This is a genomic window from Bacillus sp. z14 (2026) (genome assembly GCF_058313575.1).
The window spans coordinates 547,567-569,282 of the sequence record NZ_JBZFQK010000002.1 but is presented as its reverse complement, the minus strand read 5'-3'; the positions used below and the strand labels follow the sequence as shown (position 1 = coordinate 569,282).

Annotated in this window: 17 protein-coding genes; all 17 read right to left on the bottom strand. The window is 37.9% G+C overall.

Features of this window, described 5'->3' with window-relative positions; all coding sequences use genetic code 11:
- Positions 1-9: 9 nt before the first annotated feature.
- The 17 genes from sigG to bshC all read right to left on the bottom strand — a co-directional run bounded on the left by sigG (position 10) and on the right by bshC (position 21,667).
- Complete coding sequence (sigG, locus tag AC4G3O_RS08815) at positions 10-786, bottom strand: RNA polymerase sporulation sigma factor SigG (protein ID WP_066100680.1); 777 nt, start codon at positions 784-786, stop codon at positions 10-12.
- 152 nt (positions 787-938) lie between these two features.
- Positions 939-1,658, bottom strand: coding sequence for an RNA polymerase sporulation sigma factor SigE (gene sigE, locus AC4G3O_RS08810; RefSeq protein ID WP_066100683.1), 720 nt, complete (start codon positions 1,656-1,658; stop codon positions 939-941).
- 67 nt (positions 1,659-1,725) lie between these two features.
- Positions 1,726-2,655: a sigma-E processing peptidase SpoIIGA gene (spoIIGA, locus tag AC4G3O_RS08805; RefSeq protein WP_066100686.1), complete on the bottom strand. Its 930-nt coding sequence runs from the start codon at positions 2,653-2,655 to the stop codon at positions 1,726-1,728.
- A 381-nt stretch (positions 2,656-3,036) separates the two neighbouring features.
- Positions 3,037-4,188, bottom strand: a complete 1,152-nt coding sequence (ftsZ, locus tag AC4G3O_RS08800) for a cell division protein FtsZ (protein WP_066100689.1) — start codon at positions 4,186-4,188, stop codon at positions 3,037-3,039.
- A 37-nt stretch (positions 4,189-4,225) separates the two neighbouring features.
- Complete coding sequence (gene ftsA / locus AC4G3O_RS08795) at positions 4,226-5,515, bottom strand: cell division protein FtsA (RefSeq protein WP_139891296.1); 1,290 nt, start codon at positions 5,513-5,515, stop codon at positions 4,226-4,228.
- 444 nt (positions 5,516-5,959) lie between these two features.
- Complete coding sequence (locus AC4G3O_RS08790) at positions 5,960-6,697, bottom strand: cell division protein FtsQ/DivIB (RefSeq protein WP_139891297.1); 738 nt, start codon at positions 6,695-6,697, stop codon at positions 5,960-5,962.
- A gap of 475 nt (positions 6,698-7,172) precedes the next feature.
- Positions 7,173-8,261, bottom strand: a complete 1,089-nt coding sequence (gene murG / locus AC4G3O_RS08785) for an undecaprenyldiphospho-muramoylpentapeptide beta-N-acetylglucosaminyltransferase (RefSeq protein ID WP_491136071.1) — start codon at positions 8,259-8,261, stop codon at positions 7,173-7,175.
- 182 nt (positions 8,262-8,443) lie between these two features.
- Complete coding sequence (spoVE, locus tag AC4G3O_RS08780; protein ID WP_490551846.1) at positions 8,444-9,544, bottom strand: stage V sporulation protein E; 1,101 nt, start codon at positions 9,542-9,544, stop codon at positions 8,444-8,446.
- 140 nt (positions 9,545-9,684) lie between these two features.
- Entirely contained in the window at positions 9,685-11,037 is a 1,353-nt protein-coding gene (murD, locus tag AC4G3O_RS08775; protein ID WP_139891299.1) for a UDP-N-acetylmuramoyl-L-alanine--D-glutamate ligase, read from the bottom strand.
- Between the two features lies 1 nt (position 11,038).
- Positions 11,039-12,013: a phospho-N-acetylmuramoyl-pentapeptide-transferase gene (gene mraY, locus AC4G3O_RS08770; protein WP_066100706.1), complete on the bottom strand. Its 975-nt coding sequence runs from the start codon at positions 12,011-12,013 to the stop codon at positions 11,039-11,041.
- 4 nt (positions 12,014-12,017) lie between these two features.
- Positions 12,018-13,508: a UDP-N-acetylmuramoyl-L-alanyl-D-glutamate--2,6-diaminopimelate ligase gene (locus AC4G3O_RS08765; RefSeq protein ID WP_066100709.1), complete on the bottom strand. Its 1,491-nt coding sequence runs from the start codon at positions 13,506-13,508 to the stop codon at positions 12,018-12,020.
- Positions 13,509-13,724: 216 nt separating this feature from the next.
- Positions 13,725-15,653: a stage V sporulation protein D gene (locus AC4G3O_RS08760; protein ID WP_491136070.1), complete on the bottom strand. Its 1,929-nt coding sequence runs from the start codon at positions 15,651-15,653 to the stop codon at positions 13,725-13,727.
- A gap of 124 nt (positions 15,654-15,777) precedes the next feature.
- Positions 15,778-17,982 carry a penicillin-binding protein gene (locus AC4G3O_RS08755; protein ID WP_139891301.1) on the bottom strand — a complete coding sequence of 735 codons (2,205 nt, stop codon included), beginning with the start codon at positions 17,980-17,982 and terminating at the stop codon, positions 15,778-15,780.
- A complete protein-coding gene (ftsL, locus tag AC4G3O_RS08750; RefSeq protein ID WP_066100720.1) occupies positions 17,982-18,332 on the bottom strand; it encodes a cell division protein FtsL in 351 nt (116 codons plus the stop codon). Before ftsL ends, AC4G3O_RS08755 begins: the two co-directional genes overlap by 1 nt.
- A gap of 38 nt (positions 18,333-18,370) precedes the next feature.
- Positions 18,371-19,303, bottom strand: a complete 933-nt coding sequence (rsmH, locus tag AC4G3O_RS08745; protein ID WP_066102300.1) for a 16S rRNA (cytosine(1402)-N(4))-methyltransferase RsmH — start codon at positions 19,301-19,303, stop codon at positions 18,371-18,373.
- Between the two features lie 31 nt (positions 19,304-19,334).
- Complete coding sequence (mraZ, locus tag AC4G3O_RS08740; RefSeq protein WP_066102303.1) at positions 19,335-19,766, bottom strand: division/cell wall cluster transcriptional repressor MraZ; 432 nt, start codon at positions 19,764-19,766, stop codon at positions 19,335-19,337.
- 275 nt (positions 19,767-20,041) lie between these two features.
- A complete protein-coding gene (bshC, locus tag AC4G3O_RS08735) occupies positions 20,042-21,667 on the bottom strand; it encodes a bacillithiol biosynthesis cysteine-adding enzyme BshC (protein WP_175354214.1) in 1,626 nt (541 codons plus the stop codon).
- Between the last annotated feature and the right edge of the window lie 49 nt (positions 21,668-21,716).

The window sequence follows — 21,716 nt, the reverse complement described above, 5'->3', positions numbered from 1 at the left end:
GATCAGCAGCTAGATATTTTTATTCATTTGGCGAATAGCCGCTTTTTCCAAGCGGGATACCTGTGCCTGTGAAATTCCGATTTCCTCAGCAACTTCCATTTGCGTTTTCCCTTGGAAGAAACGTTTCTTAAGGATCATTTTCTCACGCTCATTTAACCTGCGCATGCCATCTTTTAATGCAATCTCATTAATCCATGTGCTATCTTTACTCTTCTCATCACTGAGCTGATCCATTACAAAGATTGGATCGCCTCCATCATTGTAAATAGGTTCAAATAATGACACCGGGTCCTGGATTGCATCTAGTGCAAATACTACCTCTTCATACGTAACATCAAGAGCTTTTGCAATTTCTTCAGATGTCGGTTCTCTCGATGTTTCACTCATCAGTCTCTCTCTGACCTGTAAAGCCTTGTATGCAATATCTCTCAACGATCTGGAAACCCTAATCGGGTTATTATCCCGTAAATAACGGCGAATTTCCCCAATGATCATTGGTACAGCATACGTGGAAAATTTTACATTCTGACTTAAGTCAAAGTTGTCAATCGATTTCATTAAACCAATGCATCCAACCTGGAAGAGGTCATCAACATACTCACCCCTGTTATTAAAGCGCTGAATGACACTTAGGACAAGTCTAAGATTACCGTTAACCAACTTCTCCCGTGCTGATGATGATTCTCCAGATTGCATCTGTTTAAACAACTCTCGCATTTCATCATTTTTTAAAACAGGTAATTTTGATGTATCCACACCACATATTTCTACTTTGTTTCGTGTCAATCCATTCCCTCCTAGCAGGAGCTGCTGTACAAAGTAAAGTATCTCCGCGGGAGGGAATTATATGCACATAAAAATTATTTCCGTATAGTGACTAAATGAAAACTCCCTGATTCATAAAGCTTTTATACGACTAAATATTTTTTACACCTTCCTTAAACCATTTTATTAAATTCTTTTCTAAGCCTTTTTATAATTCGCTTCTCAAGACGGGAGATATAGGATTGCGATATCCCCAGTAAATCAGCAACATCCTTTTGTGTTTTTTCCTCTCCGCCAACTAGGCCAAATCTTAATTCCATAATCTGCTTTTCCCGATCATTCAATTGTTCCAGTGCTTTAGCCAAAAGTTTTTTATCAATACTTGTCTCTAAGTTTTTTGTGATGATATCATCATCTGTGCCTAATACATCTGATAAAAGCAATTCATTCCCATCCCAATCAATATTCAGCGGTTCATCGAATGAGACTTCGGAACGTGTTTTACTGTTCCGTCGTAAATACATTAAAATTTCGTTTTCTATACATCTTGATGCATATGTCGCCAGCTTTATTTTCTTTTCGGGATTAAAGGTATTTACAGCTTTAATAAGGCCGATTGTGCCAATACTGATTAAATCTTCAATGTTAATACCTGTATTCTCAAATTTACGTGCTATGTATACAACTAAACGAAGATTTCGTTCAATTAGCATAGATCTTGCTGTTTCATCTCCAGCAGGCAGTTTATGAATTAATATTTCTTCCTCTTCCTTACTGAGTGGCGGTGGAAGAGCCTCACTGCCGCCAATATAATACACTTCATCTGACTTAAGCTTTAATTTAACTAAAACTTTTGTCCAATAATAGGATAGTCTAAAGCGGAAATTTCTCAATTGTTTAACCCCTTTCCTAATCCTCAACGTCTATTTTCTTCCTGAAATGAGTATAGTGATTATTACATTAAGAGGCAGATGCTGAATCACCGGCCGGTACCATTTTTGGATGAACAATGGAATCGAAAAGCCCTTCTCCTGATAATTGCTGCATGGTAAAAGAAATTAAACATTTTTGAACCTCACGACATTCATTGGCTACTTTAATGGATAGGACATCTGGTTTAAATGCAATTAACAATTGACTGTCATTCCCAACAACCTTACACGGAATAATTCTCATTTTTTCTTGCCACTCATCAGGGAAATCAGCAAAATCGCCATGCAAATTCTGGATCCCTTTGTCAATTAACTTGGATACAGACGCAGGTATCATTGTTTCCCTTCCATAGAGTGAAATAATTGCTACAGGAGAACCGGATAATGGATCGAGTAATTGATTTCCTGTGTCAACAAGCCCTTCTGATTCAAATGAAACGCCATTAATTTCAACAATCATTGTAACCCTCTGCTCTTTATTCCACTTGGCAAGATCAAGGATGTTAATATGCTTTTTTGAAAAATGCCATGCCAATGGAAATCCAATCATAACAAAAATCCAACTGACCGGGTCACCGAAGCTGCCTGCTCCACTTGTGAATCCGTTGAAATATTCAGTCACTTCAAAACTAAAAAAATAGTGACTGCCTAAGAGGATCCCACCAATTGTAAAGGTTACAGCATATAAAGTTACAACTCTTTTAAAAAATGCTCGGATACTTCTAAAACCAAATGCGGTTAAAACCATGAAAATAGAAACCATGCTTTTCAGCCAAATTTGATCAGCTAAATAGGAAAAGGGAGTGATATATAGCCAAACAACCATAGATCCCACTAATCCTCCAGCTAGCATTCTAATCCATTTTATTTGGTTTTTTAGTAAAACCGCAGTCCACACTAATATACTTGTATCAAAGACCCAATTGAGAAACCAAATGGCATCAATATAAATAGTCATATTGTTTCCCCATACTTTTTTTAATAGAACATATGAGAAATTATAACCTGACATAATCCAAAAGGTTGTCGCTTCATGTAAAGAGTGCAACCGTTTTTTATTTATATTTTCATCAGTATTTGTCGATGATTTACTGCAAAATTTCACCAGTCATATTTAATTTGAACTATTAGAACTATCGGGGTGGAAAAAGGAATTGAGATAATCAATCAGATTCTTAATTAAAATGTTTGAAATAGAACTATCGGACTAAATCCATAGAATGAGCTATAAACCCTGCAGCGGGAATCTACAAATCAGCTCATTAAAAATATTTACAAAAACAAAAAAAGATGATGATGTAATTTACTATTACATCATCATCTTCCTCTATGAAATATATTATCTACGACGATTACGATTTCTTAAGAATGTCGGAATATCAAGTGTATCATCAGTATTGCTGCTCACTTGATTATTTCTGCTAGGTTCTGAAGTATAAGATTCCTCACGCTTAGGTACTTCGCGCTTGATTGGATTCGTTTGAGGAGCAGGGCGTGATTGGCCAAAGTTCGGTCTTGCCGCCGGACGTTGTTGTTCAATTTCATTGAAGCCAGTCGCAATCACAGTTACTACAATTTCATCTTTCAGATTCTCATTAATAACAGAACCAAAAATCATATTTACTTCCTGATCGGAGGCTGATGCTACAATATCGGCAGCTTCCTGAACTTCGAATAAGCTTAAGTTCGTTCCTCCAGTGATGTTCATTAACACACCTTGAGCACCGTCAATGGATGTTTCAAGCAATGGACTGGAGATAGCTTTTTTAGCCGCTTCAGCAGCACGGCTTTCACCTGATGCAACCCCGATTCCCATTAAAGCGGATCCTTTATTGGACATAATTGTTTTCACATCTGCAAAGTCCAGGTTAATTAATCCTGGCACTGCGATTAAATCAGAAATACCTTGTACACCTTGTCTTAAAACATTATCTGCTTCACGGAAAGCTTCAAGCATTGGTGTACTTTTATCAACGATTTCCAATAATCGATCATTTGGAATAACAATTAACGTATCAACAGATTCTTTCATAGCCGCAATTCCACCCTGAGCCTGCGTGGAACGCTTACGGCCTTCGAATGTAAATGGTCTTGTCACTACACCAACAGTCAGAGCACCCAATTCACGGGCAATCTGAGCTACAACTGGAGCAGCTCCTGTTCCGGTACCACCGCCCATACCAGCTGTAACAAATACCATATCTGCTCCTTGAAGGGCTTGCTCAATTTGTTCTTTACTTTCTTCAGCAGCTTTTTTTCCAACATCCGGATTGGCGCCTGCACCAAGTCCTCGTGTCAATTTACCGCCTATTTGCATTTTTATTTCAGCTTTTGATAGATTCAAAGCTTGGGCATCTGTGTTAACCGCAATAAATTCTACCCCTTGTAAGCCATGTTCAATCATTCGGTTAACGGCGTTATTTCCGCCGCCCCCTACTCCGATTACTTTTATCGTTGCTAACGAATCAATATTTGTATCAAATTCTAGCATGGAAAGTCCTCCTATTATTTTCGGTAAAGTGTTTCCCTTATTCGAAAAATACTCCGAAGAATTTTTTCATTTTTGTACTCACTTTATCTTCCGGATTTTTTGGTGCTTTTTCTTTTGGAGCTGGTTTTTGAGCCGGACGCTTTTCTGTTGTTTCTCTGGTAGCAGCAACAGTATGCGCTCCTAACTTCAAGCCTTGCGATCTGGCTTTGTTACATGCATATGTGATAAGACCAACAGAAGTTGTGTACTGAGGTTCTCTGACACCTATGTAATTTGGTTCCGCTCCACGAACGCGATTTTGCAAAATATTTTGTGCTAAATCCAGTATACCAGGGGTTTTTACTACTCCACCAGTGAGAACATATCCCCCAAGCAAATCAGTTACACCCATATTCACTATAGCATCTTCTACCATTTCAAAGATTTCTGTTAATCTATCTTCCATAATATCAGATACGATAAATTGATTGCAGGTCTGTTGTTTTTCGCTGCCAATCACCGGTACTGTGAATGTTTCTTCTTCCGCATCATCATCAATAAATGCATGGCCATGTCTAACTTTAATTTGTTCGGAAACATCAGTTGGTGTTTTTAACACAATGCTGATATCTTTTGTAATATTATTTCCGCCAAGCGGGATAACTGTAGCTCCTTTTAACTCCCCATCTTCAAATACAGCGACTTGTGTAGAACCGCCACCTATATCAACTAGGGCTATTCCAAGATTACGCTCATCCTTGGATAAAACAAGTGAGCCGGCCGCCATAGGCTGCAATGCAATATCAGTTATTTCTAAACCTGCACGTTCTACAGCGCGAAGGGTATTATGTAAAATGGTTCTGAGTCCGGTAATTAATACGCCCCTCATTTCAAGGCGAACTCCAGTCATACCTTTTGGGTCGCTGATTTCATCTATTTCATCCACTTTGTAATGCACAGGAATAACATCAATAATTTCTCGATCAGAAGGAATTGTAACTAATTCCGCCTGTTCTCTAACACGAGTTTTATCCTCTTCTGTAATCTCTCGATTGTCATTGGATACAGCGACTACCCCATGGCATGGCTGAAGCATAATATGATTGGCGCTGATTCCGACAATCACTTTACGAATCTCCATACCTACCATTCTTTCAGCTTGTTCAACTGCTTTTCGAATGGATTTGACAGTTTCATCTATATCAACAATCTGACCTTTTTTCAAGCCTTCAGATGCTGCATTCCCCACACCGATTATGTTCAAGGAGTCATTTTCCATTTCTCCTATTATCACTTTCACAGTGGATGTACCGATGTCAAGGCTAACATAAATTTCATTGTTGTGCACCCTTTGGCACCTCCTTTAATAGCTATCTATATTATGTTTGAGCTTTTTGAAACCCTACAAAACAACTATTCGCCAAAACCCTTTATTATCCTGTTATTTCATGTGAAATATCAGAATGTATAAAGAATGTCTGTTTTTTAATGATAAGAAATATTTCAGAAAAACAATTTGTTATTTCATATTACCTTATTAACTACAAGTCTACACCAATATGAACGCCTAGAAAAGTCAAATTTGTAGCATATATCATATAAAAAAAGAATTTTCTCACATCTGACCAATTCATTCTGTTTTATTTCAGAAAATTAAGCTACTAAAATAATACGCTATGTCCTAAAAATTCATTTTCTATATCAGTTGACTTAAAATTACGTTCAAAGATTCTTTTTATGTTCCTAAATACAATTTTTGGAATTACCTTCATTTTTCACTCCTTGAATCTGACTAATAAGAATGAAAATATGAACCAACTTCGAGATCGATAACCCCTTTGCTGCCTTCCTCCAATTGACTCACAATTGCAGCATAATGCACCAGCTTCTCAGCAAGAGTTTCTCCACTCGCAGTTACTTCAAAACCGTCATTCATGTAAAGAGTGACTTTCGTTTTATCAGTCTTTGATGGATTATGGTGAATCTCAGATATTGAGTTCATCACATCCTCGGACATTTCTTCAAGCTGCCCTATAACGATTGACAATGGTTTCCCCTCTTTAAATGAAACAAGTAAAGGCCCTGAATCTGGAATATGGCTTAACTTCTTGTCCAATATCTTACCATTCGATAATATTGGATAATATTCCTTTCCCTTTTGTACATAGGCGGTGTATTTATATTCACTGACTTCCAATGTTATATGGTTGGGAAATCCTTTTTTTAATTTGACATCCTCAATCTCAGGATGTTTTTTAATCATCGTTTCAATTTTGTCACCTTTAATCTCCCAAATATTATCCTCTACTTCCAAACCGCTTTGCTCAATGATTTCTTTATCTGTCAAATACGCATTGCCTTCGACCTGTATAGATTGGATTCGACTTAATGGAGATTGCAAATAGATAATACTGAATATAAGTAAAAAGAAAATCGTCAACAGCCCGATTAGGCGCCTATTTGCTTTCTTTTTTCTCATCTGTTTCAATTTAGGAATTCGATCTTCAAGAGATACCAAATTCTTATCCAATACAAACACCTCATTTAACCAACAACTAAGAATCTGCATACCCTCGTCGTTTTACATATACATAATAAAATATTCTCACCATGATATATAGGTATTATTGCAAAATTATATCGATGGGTGAAGATTTTATTTTTAAATTTCAAAGAACTCATTTACCAAAAATTGATAGATAACACATCAATTATGAGAAAATTATAACATATAATCTCTTGTTTTTTTCTGCTTTTTTAAAGGAATGAATCAAGAAATCCGCTTCCGATTCCATCGGTTAAAAAAACAGGACGATTGGATTATCATGAATCGGAAGGGACGAGGTATTCATTTTTCATAGCAGGCCATCAAAACCAACTATCTAAATGAGTCCTTTAATCACAATAGAAAAGGACATAATTATAAGTCATTAACCGTAAGTCCTGCTTGATATCTTTAGAAACAAGATTTTTATTCCTCTTTGATTTCATTTCGTCCTATTTATTTACTGCAGATCCTGCATCATGCTTAATAAACGCTCAGCCGAATCAGGTATACCCATTTGCTTTGCTGACTTCTTCATAGATTCAATCCTGTCTGTATCGAGCATTATTTCATCAATCGCTTTAATTAAGGTGCTACCATTCAATTCACTTTCTTTTATCATGGTTGCTGCCCCTTTTTGTACTAAAGCCTGTGCATTCTTTTCCTGATGATTATTCGTTACATAAGGACTTGGAATCAAGATACTGGCTATTCCCAATGCTGTTAATTCAGCCAAAGTGGTCGCTCCCGCTCGCGATACAACCAAATCAACTGAAGGCAATATTTCCGGCATATTGTGTATAAATGGTTTTACAATGACATTATCTGGAGTTCCAACTAAATCAAGCTCTTCTTTTACTGATTGATAATGAACGTCACCAGTTATATATATCACTTGGTATGGTTTATCCTTTAATACTTCAATATTTTTTAAAACAGCTTCATTAATTGCTTTTGCTCCACGGCTTCCTCCAAATATGAGCACAGAAGGAATGCCTTTCTTAATGCCTAATTGCTGAATTGCATTTGAGCCAATATGTGATACAACCTCTGAACCCCTCGGATTTCCAGTAAAGACCACTTTTTCCTTCGGGAAATATTGCCGAGCCTCTTCAAAGCTTATAGCCACTTTATTAACATATCGACTTAAAAATTTATTTGTTAAACCTGGCACGCTATTTTGTTCATGTATAATCGTTGGAATCTTCATTTTGGACGCTGCATAAACAACCGGTCCACATACATATCCACCGGTCCCGATGACGACATCCGGCTTAAACTCTTTTAATAGTTTTTTGCTGTTTGAAACACCTTTTAAGAAGCGCCATATTGTTTTAACATTTTCCAAGCTTAAAGATCGTTTAAATCCTGTAATCTCAATAGCTTTAAAATCAAGACCTTCTCGACTAACGAGGTCTTTTTCTAATCCTTTTTCGGTACCTATATATAAAAAAGATGCCTCCGGATTTAACTTCTTAATTTCTCTTGCCATGGCCAGTGCAGGATATATATGTCCTCCCGTACCTCCACCACTTAATACTATTTTCATGATTGATTCACCTTTCACTTAACATACATTGTTTCTAACTATATGATTTACCCATATTCTACTACACTCTAAACCAGGTTTACATAGGTTCTTCATTATATATATTACTTAAAAATCCCATTATACTTAAATAATGATAATCTGTAAAAAAAAGAAGCCAAATGGATCAGCTTCATTTCACTCTAATAATTAGAATACCTACTTATATTGAGCAATACACCAACCGCCATTAACATCAAGGTCAACGAAGAACCTCCATAGCTTAAAAACGGCAATGTAATCCCAGTAACTGGCATAAGTCCTGTCACAACACCAATATTGATCATCACCTGTATGGCAATCATAATGATGATTCCAACTGCTAAAAAGGCTCCAAATAAATCAGGTGCTCCAAGCGCGATTCTGATACCTCTCCATAACAGGAGAGAGAATAAGAGTATTACTAGTGAACCACCTATAAAACCCAGTTCTTCGGAGAGAATCGCAAAGATGAAATCTGTTTGCGGTTCAGGCAAATAAAAGAACTTTTGTCTGCTTTGGCCCAGTCCCAGCCCAAACAAACCGCCAGGTCCAATAGCATAGAGTGACTGAATGATTTGAAATCCGCTCCCGAGAGGGTCCTGCCAAGGGTCAAGAAATGATGTGATTCTCTTCATCCGGTAAGGTGCAGATATAACAAGTACAACAAAGCCTGCCACCCCAAGCATTCCAAGACCGACGAAGTGACTTATCCTGGCACCTGCAATAAAAATCATCGCTATACATGTTCCTACCATTACAGTTCCTGTTCCAAGATCAGGCTGCATCATAATTAACCCAAATGCTAAAAAGACAAGACCTAACGAGGGTGCTAAACCTTTCTTAAAAGAAGTTATGTACTTTTGTCTTTCAGATAAGAATTTAGCGAGGAAGACGATCATTGCCAGCTTCATAAATTCAGAAGGCTGAATGGAAAAAGCTCCTACTCCAATCCAACTCCTCGAACCATTTCTTAATGTTCCTATTCCCGGGATGAGCACCACCAACAATAAAATAAAACAAATGATGATTAAAGGTTTTGCCCATCTTCTCCAATTCCAATAATCAATATTCATAATAACCAGCATAGCTACAATTCCTACACCTGCAAATAATAATTGTCTCTTTGCAAAGAAAAAGGTGTCATCAAATTTATAGGTAGCCCATATTGCACTGGCGCTGTATACCATGATTAGCCCTATTGAAAGCAAGGAAAACATTGCGATGATCAAAATAAAGTCAGGAGTGGTTTTTTTTGCAGGCACTTCCATGCACCTCTTTGTTTTAAATTAGGGAAGTATTCCTGGGCGTGATAAATGCTAACAAAAAGAGACGACTTCAAAATCGTCTCTATTGCATTTAGGCAGTGCCTTTCATGAGAAATACTGACTCTTGAACAAGCTCCCTATTTTAACTTATGCACGGCATCCATAAACATGTCTCCCCGGGCTTCAAAAGTTTTATATTGATCCCAACTTGCACATGCCGGTGAAAGTAAAATAGTATCGCCACTTTCTGAAAGTTTATATGCTTCATTGGCGGCTATAGCTACATTATCGACATGTTTGATTATAGATATCCCTGCTTCCTGTGCAGTTTTCGTTAATTTTTCAGCTGTTTCTCCAAAAACAATCATTGCCTTAACATGAGTGAGAAGCGGAATTAATTCATCAAATTCATTTCCTCGATCCAAGCCTCCAGCTAACAGGATTAATGGACTTTTAAACGAGGATATAGCGGCTGACGCAGCCAAAATATTTGTTGCTTTGGAATCGTTATAAAATTTTCGTCCATTTATTTCTGCAACAAATTGAGTACGATGTTTAACACCGCTGAATGTTTTTAGTACATATTGAATCGCTTCATTAGCTACACCATATAATTTAACAGCAGCAACAGCGGACAAAATATTTTCGAGATTATGCTTACCAGGCAATACTACCTCATCTATAGCAATAATCTTTTCATCTCTGAACCAAATAAATCCGTCATTCGTGTAAGCACCTGTTTCATCCACGGATTCAGTGCTGAACGGAACTGAAATAGCAGCTGAACGCTCTGCCGCCTCTTTGGTAGGCGCCTGACTGGCATTATACACTATGAAATCAGTATCCTTTTGGTTTTTGGTTATTTGTGCTTTAGCGAATGCATATTCTTCTTTCGTCCCATGATAATCCAAATGGGCATCAAATAGATTTAAATAGACTGAAATATAAGGTCTGAACGTTTGAATACCCATCAACTGAAACGAGGACAATTCAATTACTATAACATTCTCCGCCGTTGCTTCCTGAGCCACTCCGCTTGCTACCGTTCCTATATTCCCGGCTATAAGCGGCTTTTTCCCTCCGCGTTCAAGCATCTCATAGATCAATGTAGTCGTAGTTGTTTTTCCATTCGTACCTGTTATTCCAATAAAAGGAGCCTCAGATATTCGATAAGCAAGCTCTACTTCAGTAATAATTTCTATATTCTTTTTCAGCGCTTCCTGTATCATCGGATTTGTATACGGAATCCCGGGGTTTTTTACGATTAACTCGAACCCTTCATCCAATAATTCAATCGGGTGGCTACCGCAAACGACCTTAATACCTTCTTCCAGTAAACCTTGAGCTTCTGGGTTTTCATTCAAAGGCTTAAAATCATTTACAGTTACAAAAGCACCAAGTTTATGCAAAAGTGAAGCCGCACTTACCCCGCTCTTTGCCAGCCCGAGGACAAGCACTTTTTTTCTTAAATAATCATTTATTTGCTTCATATTATAACCACACCTCTAAGTAGATTCCTAAAATAGCGAAAAGTAAGCCAACCGTCCAAAACGTTACAACTACACGCCACTCTGACCATCCGCTTAATTCATAATGATGGTGTAATGGACTCATTTTAAATACACGCTTACCTGTCGTTTTAAAAGAAGCTACCTGAATAATAACGGATAAAGTCTCAATAACAAAAACACCGCCAATAATAACAAGAAGTAATTCTAATTTTAGCAATATCGCCACTGTCGCAATAGCTCCACCTAAGGCAAGTGATCCCGTATCACCCATAAACACCTTCGCAGGATGAGCGTTAAAAACTAGGAATCCCAACACAGCCCCGACAACAGCTACACAGAATAAAGCAATATCATATTCTTTTAAATCCCAGGCTAATACAGCAAATGCTCCAAACGCGATAGCAGAAGCCCCAGATACCAACCCATCAAGACCATCAGTTAAATTGACAGCATTCGAAAAACCGACTAACCAGAAAATAATAATAAAGATGTAAAACCATCCAAAATCAATGCTGTAATCAGTCAATGGAATACTAATTTCAGTAGACATATTGCTCTGTCTCATAATGAAATAAAAGATACAAGATATAACTATTTGCCCAAGCAATTTTTGTCTAGATGTTAATCCAAGATTTCTCTTCATGACGATTTTAATAAAATCATCCAGGAAACCAAGTAAACCAAAACCGATGGTTACAAATAGCAGTAAATAGGTTTCAGTACCCGGATCTCTAAATTTACCAGTCATTACAAGGGTTGTAACAAGGATTGACAGTAAGAATACAACCCCTCCCATCGTAGGTGTACCTGTTTTTTTCTGATGGGATTTCGGTCCTTCTTCTCTAATACTCTGACCAAATTTCAAACGTCTTAGGAACGGTATAAAAATAGGGGAGAGAAGAACCGTAATTAAGAATGATACGAGTATAGTAAAAAATAAAACTTGCTCCAGCATGGTTCTACTCCCTTTCGTCTCTTCGGTTCAAATTTAATTTCTGTTCAATTGCTTCTAATGCGACTTCTTTATCGTCAAAATGAAGAACTTCCTTACCAATGATTTGATAATTTTCATGACCTTTTCCGGCAATCAGGACTACATCACCAGGTTCAGCACTGAACACGGCATCATAAATTGCTTCCTTACGATCAGCAATAACTTTGTAATCATAGCCGGCGACACCATTTTCCATATCAGAAAGAATGGATAAAGCATCTTCACTCCTCGGATTATCAGATGTGAATATGGCATTTGAACTATATTCACATGCTACCCGAGCCATAATTGGACGTTTTGTACGATCACGATCACCACCGCAGCCAACGATCGTATATACTTTTTTAGAAGCAAACTCATTGATTGTCTTCAGAACATTTTCCAAGCTATCAGGTGTATGTGCATAATCTACTATAACTGTAAATTCCTGTCCTCCGAAGACCGGCTCAAAACGCCCCGTCACTCCTTTAATATTCTGTAAAGACGATAAGATCTGATTGATATGAAGACCTGAAACAAGTCCAACAGCAATGGCAGCCAGACAATTGTATACGTTGAATTTTCCAATCATCGGGATTGTTATTGGACAGCTATGGTCTGGCGTTGTCAAAGTAAATTTTGTTCCTTCTGAAGTAATAATAATATCAGTTGCCCTAACATCTGCTTTTTGAATAATTCCATATGTTACCACACTAGCAGAAGTTGATTTTTCAAACATGATGGATGCTGAATCATCAGCGTTTAAAATGGCATACTTCGGCTTATTATCCTGATAAGTATTTCCTAAACGTGAGAATAATAAGCTTTTTGCATAACGGTAATTATCCATTGTTCCATGATAATCAAGATGGTCCTGTGTTAAGTTTGAAAAAACAGCAATATCGTAATCACAGCCAAATACACGCCCCATATCGAGTGCATGCGAAGATACTTCCATAACTGCAGTATGTACACGATTGTTCACCATATCTGCAAATGTTTTTTGTAAGGTTAGGCTATCAGGTGTTGTATTTTTTGTTTCGAACTTTTCAGATCCAATCTTCGTATACATGGTTCCGATTAAACCTGTTGTATAGTTTGCATCCTGAAATATTCTTTCTACCAGATGACTAATTGTTGTTTTTCCATTTGTTCCGGTAATTCCGATTAGATTAAGCTTTTGTGTAGGGTGGCCATAAAAGAAATCAGCCAGTAAAGCCATTAACTTTTGTGTGCTTTTAACAATTACGACAGGTACAGAGAGTGATAGAGGCTTCTCTGCAACAATAGCGACTGCTCCATTTCTAACCGCCTCTTCTGCAAGATCATGGCCGTCGACAGTATATCCCTTAATACAGATAAACAAGCTGCCTTCCTTTACCTTGCGGTGGTCATTCTCAATGGATGAAATAAGAGGGTTGCCATCTCCCTGTTTCTGTTTAAACGGTATTCTAGAGATTAATTCATCGAGTTTCATAAAACTGTTCCTTTCTTTTTAAAGCAATCTTCACTATTGTATCGTAATTTAAGCCGTTTAGAAATAATAAAGTATATAATCTTCTAGTCAGGTAAAAGAATAACCGCTTACACTTTTTTCAGATTACGAAGAGGCAGCTGAAAAGAACTTTTATCAGCTGCCAATTTGTTATTCTATGCAGAAATATCCTGAAAGCAGCACCACTTTTATAACCTATTATTCCTCTGTATCATCCTCTTCCAGATATATTCGGATGGAAGAACCCTCTTTCAATTTGACACCTGCTTGCGGTGATTGCTGCACAATCCGATTTCCGCCCCCAGACTTTTCTACTTTGAAGGTAGAATATTGCTCACCCAAATCCTTTAGTGTCATTCCAATCAAATCAGGAACTTCTTCCATTCTCGGATCTAAATAGTTTTTTTCTTTCTCTACTTGATTTTTACGCTGCTCAATACCAAGTGCTGGCAAACTATCCTTCATGATCCTTCCAACAATAGGAGCTGCTACGACCCCTCCAAATTGAACCGTTCCTTTTGGATTATCAATCGCTAAATAGACAACCAATTGCGGATCATCAGCTGGTGCAAACCCGATAAATGAGACAATGAAATTATTTTCTAGGTATCTGCCGTTTTGAGCCTTCTGAGCTGTACCGGTTTTCCCGCCAACTCGATAACCATCAACAAATGCACCTTTCCCTGAACCTTGTGCCACTACTGTTTCAAGAGCTTCACGAATTTCCTTTGAAGTTTCCTTTGAGATAACATTCCTTTTCGCCTTTGGAGTTTTCTTAATGATGGTATCACCTGTGACAGGATTTACAATTTCTTTTGCGATATAGGGGGTATAAAGTGTTCCGCCGTTAATCGCCGCCGACACAGCCATCACCTGTTGGATTGGTGTAACTGAGACTCCTTGGCCAAAAGCAGTTGTTGCCTGTTCAACCGGGCCAACTCGATTTATATTAAATAAAATCCCTTTCCCCTCTCCCTGTAAATCAATACCCGTTTTTTCTCCAAATCCAAAGTCATGAATATAATTAAATAATTTTTCTTTTCCGAGTCTTTGACCAAGCTCAACGAACCCAGGGTTACAGGAGTTCTGTACTACCTCAAGGAATGTTTCAGATCCATGTCCCCCCCGTTTCCAGCATCTTAAACTAGCTCCGCCTACCTTTGTATAGCCTGGATCATAAAAATGATCATTTTTCAAATCCACTTTTCCTTCTTCAAGCGCTGCGGCCAACGTAATAATCTTAAATGTAGAACCTGGCTCATAGGTACTCCATACAGGTAAGTTCCGATTATAAACCTCAGGTGCCACATTTCTAAAATTCGACGGATCAAATGTAGGCCTGCTCGACATTGCCAGTATTTCTCCTGTATTAGGATTAACGGCAATAGCAACAATACCATCGGGGTTATATGTTTCTTCGGCAATTTCCAGTTCTCTATCAATAATCGTTTGAATTCTGCTGTCAACTGTTAGCTTTAAATCATACCCATTTGCTGGAGCTTTATAGTCATCAGCCATATTCTCCATCCGTTTTCCTTTTGCATCAGCATAAAACTTAACATACCCTTTTTGTCCCTTCAGCTCATCATCATAGGCCAATTCAAGGCCCATCAATCCTTGATTATCGATACCCGCAAATCCAAGAACATGTGCCAGTGTAGATCCTTTAGGATAATAACGAATTGAGTCCTCAGCAATATAGACTCCTTTTAAATCTAAGTTTCTAATTTCTTTTGCTTTATTGTGGCTGATTTTTCGGCCTTCAGGTATCTTTACGATAGACGTATTTGAGGTTATGAGTTTAAAAGCTTTATCCGTCCTCATATTCAGTACTGAGGCTATTTGTTTAGCTGTATCCGCTGGATTCACCACCTGGCGAGGGACAATATAAACAGTAGGGGCGGATTTATTAGTAGCATAAACCACTCCATTACGGTCCTTGATCTCTCCCCGTTTTGGCTCAAATGGAACATTTCTGCTCCACGAATCTTTAGCTAAGCCCGTCAAAAAATCTCCTAAATAAAACTGAACATATCCTAGTCTGATGATGATTACCAGAAATACGAACAATCCGATCAACAATGCTGCGATTAATCGTTTTCTGACAGTAATATTTGATGCTCTCATGCCCATCCCTCCAATGCACGACTCTTTTTCACTGTATGCTTGTACCCTTTGGTTTATGTATGCACATTATGAAAAGAAAAAAAGAGCCTGATAGCTTTAAAAGCTATCAGGCTCTGAAATAAATCTAATCGGATTCTACATCCTCTTCCTTGGTTTTTGAACTATTCTCTTTTGATTTTTCATATATGGTTTTAGGATTCTCAAATTGAACAACTAGGAAAGTATCATCCTTCAATTTTGTTCCTGCTTTTGGTTTTTGAGTAACAGCATACCCGGAGCCTGAAGTATTTAACTCCACCTCCATTAAGGAAGCCGCCTTCATAACATCCCTAATTGACCATCCTGAAAAATTAGGTACTGTTAAGTCGCCATCGGTCAGAAGAAGAACCTTCTCTCCTTGAATAATCTGAGATCCTGCACTCGGCGATTGTTTAGAAACACTCATCCCTTTCCCTATAACAATAGGTGTCAGGCCAAGCTCTTCAACCTTCGCCTTAGCAGTCTCAACATTCGTTTCTTTTAATTCAGGAACTTCACTAGTGGATTTTTTCTTTGTATTATCTGATTTAATATTTAGGTACTTTAATGTATTTTCCATTACTGAGTTAAATACTTGGGAAACTGGGGCTGAACCAGACTCACTAGCGCTGATTTTCGGCTGTTGAATAGCCACATATACTACAACCTCAGGATTATCCTTCGGTGCCATTCCTAAGAAAGAAAATAAATAATTTTCATGACCAGTAGCGTAACCCGCGCCAGTTTGACTGCGAATCTGAGCCGTTCCCGTTTTACCTATAACATCATAGCCATCCAATTTATATGGCTTACCGGTTCCATGTTTAGAGGTTACGACCGTTTCCAATATATCACGCACCTCAGCTGCCGTTTCCTTGGAAATCGGTTTGCCTGCTACAGTAGGTTTCGTTTCCTTCAATACTTTTTTCGTGTTGGAGTCCACAATTTTTTCAACTACATAGGGCTTCATCATTTTTCCGTCATTTGCGACGGCAGTTGCTGCCTGAATCATTTGGATCGGTGTAACAGTTGAACCCTGCCCAAAGGCAGTCGTGATTTGTTCAGATTTATATTTATAAACAAATTTACCGGTCGTTTCACTCGGGAGATCAATACCTGTTTTTTTACCAAAACCAAAGCTTTCAAAGTATGTTAAAAGTTTTTCAGTTCCGATTTTTTCATCAGCCAATTTAGCAAAAGCAACATTTGAAGAACGTTGAACCCCTTCTAGATAGCTAATCGTCCCCCACCCTGCTCCACCATTATGGTCTCTTATCGGTCTAGAACCTTTAATCTTAAACATGCCTGATTTATATTTTTCATTAGGATTAAATACTCCTTCTTCAACAGCAGCAGCCAACGTAAAAATCTTCATGGTAGAACCTGGCTCAAAAGATTCTTCAACCGCTAGATTCTGCCAGGTATCTGCAAGTCCATCCCTTGTGTTTAAATCAAAAGTAGGGCGCTGTGACATAGCCAATATTTTCCCTGTCTTTGGATCTGCTACGACACCAATCATTTTAGTTGGGTTATATTTCTTATTGACTTCCGACATTGCGTCTTCTAAAAAGATTTGAATTTTTTTATCGAGCGTCAGCTGAACAGAAGCTCCATTCGAAGGTTCGTTCACTACCGTCTCTTTATTAGGAAGAATATTTCGCCATAGGTCACCCTCAAACTTGATAGATCCATCCTCTTCCTGTAAATACTTATCCAATTCTTTTTCTAGCCCTAACGCTCCAGTTGTTTTCCCTGTTTCTTCATTATTCTCAACAAACCCTATTACATGTGAGGAGAAGATTCCATTCGGATAAAATCTCTTCGTATCCTTTACAAACGTAATACCTGGTAAATTTAATCCTTCGATATCATTTTTTTGTTGATGGGTTAAATCACGTCCAGCAGCACCAAATTCAGTTTGATAAAGTCCTTTTTTGTTCAAACGACTTAATATTTCGCTTTCATCCATATCAATGTGCTCAGCCAATACTCTTGCTGTTTCTTCCTTATCTACAACATGTTTTGGCTTTTTCGGATTTTCAGTTACAGATGAATTAAGGAGGGCAATTAGCTTATAGGTTGACGTATCCCTTGCCAGCACCTCACCATTTTTGTCAACAATCGTTCCTCTTTGTGCCGACAAGGTACGGGTGACTTCATACTTATCCTGCGCTTTAGCAGCAAGCTCCTGTCCACCGGCAACACCAGTATACTGAATATACAAAAAGCGAAAAAATACTACACAAAAAAGCAGCCCAAATATTACAAATAAGAGTGCTGCTCCCCTATTGCGGCTTTTTCGATTACTCATTAATCTTGCACTACCTTAACATTTTTATCTTTTAGTGTTAATCCCAATTCTTTTGCTTTTTGCCAGATTCGGTCATATGTACTTAACTCCGCCACTTGATCTGCATAATCTTTATTAAGCTTTTCCTGATTCTCTATCTTGCTTTCAAGAGCAATAATTTCATTATTCGTTGAGTATATATTCGCTTGTGCGGAAATGATTTTTACAGCAAAGAAAGCGATAAACAATGAGAACGTTAAATATAGAATCTTCTCACCAATCGTAATGCCGCCTTTTACTTTAACCTTCTTTGTTGTTGTTCCTACATGACGTTGCTGTTCTTGCTGAAGTTTTCTTGCTAAACTACTCAAGTTTATCCCCTCCCATTAAATAATTTTTCATAATCTATTCATTTCTTTTCTGCTATTCTTAATTTAGCTGAACGCGCTCTTTTATTCGCTTCCACTTCTTCTTCACTCGGTAAAATCGGTTTTCTGGTTATCAACTTTAAATCCGGCTCGAATTCTTTTGGAATAATCGGCAATCCATGTGGCATTGGCGGTAATTCCGAATGTTCTTTAAAGAAGCTTTTGCAAATCCGATCTTCCAACGAATGGAACGTAATCACTGAAATTCTGCCGCCTTTATTGAGCATAGGAAGCACTTTTTCTAAAGATACTTCAAAAACTCTCAGTTCATCATTCACGGCTATTCGTATGGCTTGAAAGATTCGCTTAGCGGGATGTCCGCCTTTTCGCCTTGCTGGAGCAGGGATAGCTTCCTTAATAATATCTACCAAATCAAAGGTTGTACGAATTGGCCCAATCTCTCTGGCTTGTTCGATTTTGCGGGCAATTTGTTTCGAAAACTTTTCCTCACCGTACCTAAAGAAAATCCGGACCAACTCTTCGTATGTCCAGCTATTCACTACATCATAAGCTGTTAAAGGAGATGATAGATCCATTCGCATATCAAGTAATGCGTCATGGTTATAGCTGAATCCTCTTTCCGGGGTATCAAATTGAGGAGATGAAACACCCAGATCGTATAGAATACCGTCTATCTTTGTAATACCTAATTCAGTGAGTTTTTCATCAAAATAAACAAAATTACTATTAATTAATGTTACCTTGTCCATATAAGGCTCTAGCTTCTTCTCTGCATGCTTTAATGCAGTCTCATCCTGGTCAAACGATATTAATCTTCCTTGTCCGGATAAAGACTTCGCAATTAATTCACTGTGTCCTGCGCCCCCAAGGGTACAATCAACATAGATACCGTCAGGTTTTATATTCAGTCCATCCACAGCTTCTTTTAATAGTACAGTCGTATGATTAAACATTTCTTCACCTTCCTGAAAGGAAGTATGCGCATTAAATATCAAAACCAATCATATTTTCAGCAATCTCTGAGAAAGATTCTTCTGATTCCGAGAAATATTCTTCCCATATTGATTTACTCCATATTTCTATCCGGTTAGATACTCCTAAAACTACGCATTCTTTTTCCAATTTTCCATAGTTTAAAAGTGGTCCCGGGATGTTCACACGTCCCTGTTTATCCAGTTCACATTCAGTCGCACCTGAAAAAAAGAAACGGGTAAATGCTCTTGCATCCTTCTTCGTAAGTGGAAGGCCTTTTAGTTTTTCTTCAAGTTGAGACCATTCATCCAGTGGATATCCAAACAGGCATTGATCAAGGCCGCGTGTAATTACAAACATATCGCCTAAACTTTCCCGAAATTTAGAAGGTATGATTATGCGTCCTTTTGAATCAATTGAATGATGGTATTCACCCATGAACATGTCCTTCACCCCACTTCTCCACCTTAGAGTACCACATCGCCCCACTTTTCTCCACAATTTATATAAAAAAACTTTAATATTTGAATAAAATTTCAGACTATGATTCATTGATTTCAGCCAAGCCTAGAAAAACAAAAAAAACTGCCTTTCTAAGACAGTTTTTTCTAGATATTATTATCTGTTTTTTTATGTTCTATTTGGACAAAAGCTTCCATAATTCACTCTTTATTTATTGTCAAACGAAGCAAATCTCCACTTAAGTTCTTACAGCATCTTTATATGGTTACGACATAATGCGACCCATCAAATTCGAGCGATTCCGCCAAGAGGCAATCGACCCATAATGTCCCATATTGATTGAAAAAGTAAAACGGATTGAGAATTCTTTCCTGCAGGCCGCCTGCCGGATGGAGACTATTTTCGACACGATTGTATTTTGCAATCGTTTCTTCATTTTTTCTCTCTAAATGGCTCTCCACCTTTTTCTGCATAAAAAGGAGCTGTTCTTTAATCAAGTGGCGATTTTTTTCGAAAAGAGGTTCCAATCCTTTATCGAATTCAACCGCTTTTTGTTGCCACGTAAGATGAGCAGATTCCAGATTTTTAATTATACTGCTATATGTATCCGGAGCCTGTTTACGCAATTCTTCCAGATAGAACTCCCTATCCTCTGAACAACCTTTTCTCAAAACTTTTTCCAAGGGAAGATTAAGTTCCTCTAATAATCTTTCAATATTTCCTTCCAATAACGTAAAGGAAAGTCGAGGCCATATCGGTGGCATCTTTTCTCCAGTCATGGCAAACGCAGGTTTAATTTCACTCCAATAGGCAATCTCGCCGGGTCCAGCTATAAATCCTAAGACAGGAAACAGTTTTTCCTGTAAAAGTGGACGAGATACAACATTTGTACTGAAATACTCTGGATGTTTAGATAGTAAACGATCCAGCTCTATTTGGGATAATTTAATTCCGCTTCCCTTCCCAATTAAGTCACTTGAACCTTCTTCACGTTCCAACAGCAGCCGGTTAAGAGTTGAAGGCTCGTAGTAAAATAAGTTCGTACATTGTTCATCAAGATCAATAATCGGATTATATCCGTTTTTTTTCAAAAGATTTTGCTGTTCAATTACGGCTTTGCTAATTCCTGCTTCATAAGCAATTTGCTGATAGACAGGCCCAGCCAGCTTCCTAAAGCCTGGGTCGCCTGAATCCACCATTAAGAGACCATGCATTTTAAAGAGATCATTTATAAGAATAGCGAAAAAATCGGTGATGGTTTCGGATTGATCAATTGCTTTTTCCGCCCAATCCAGCAATTCGTTCGTACGCTCTGTCTCTCCCCATAAGGAAAATACATCCTGCAGCCAATCTTTCGCTATATCCGGATTCATATTAATATCAGATATCATTTTTTTCGATAAAGGTTTTTCCGGGTACACGATTTTTTTAGTTTCATGCCCCTCTTCAGCGTAAACATGATTAATCTCTTGGTAATCATGATCCTCACCAGCAATCCAGAAGATTGGGACTACCCTTTTATTTAATCTTTCACTTTGTTCCTTTGCCAATTTTATAATCGAGATAACTTTATGAATAGAATACAGCGGTCCAGTCAATAACCCTGCTTGCTGGCCTCCAACGATTACTAAAGCATCCTCACGCAAGGCATCGATATTTTCCTTTACTTGCTCTGATATTCCATATTTACTCATGAAGGATTCAATATAGGTTGCCATTTCATCTCGTGGATAAGTTCGACCATCAAGCCAATCCGCCCGATCTTGAATATGCTTCTCATTCTTCCAATCATACTCTGCAAAAGATTTATTTATACTTCCCTTGATATAGTCAGATGCAAAACTATTCATAGCTGGAAGATTCATTTTTATGTATTCCATCATCAATGGTTGTCTCCTTTTGAACAAATTCATATAACAGTATATCATTCCC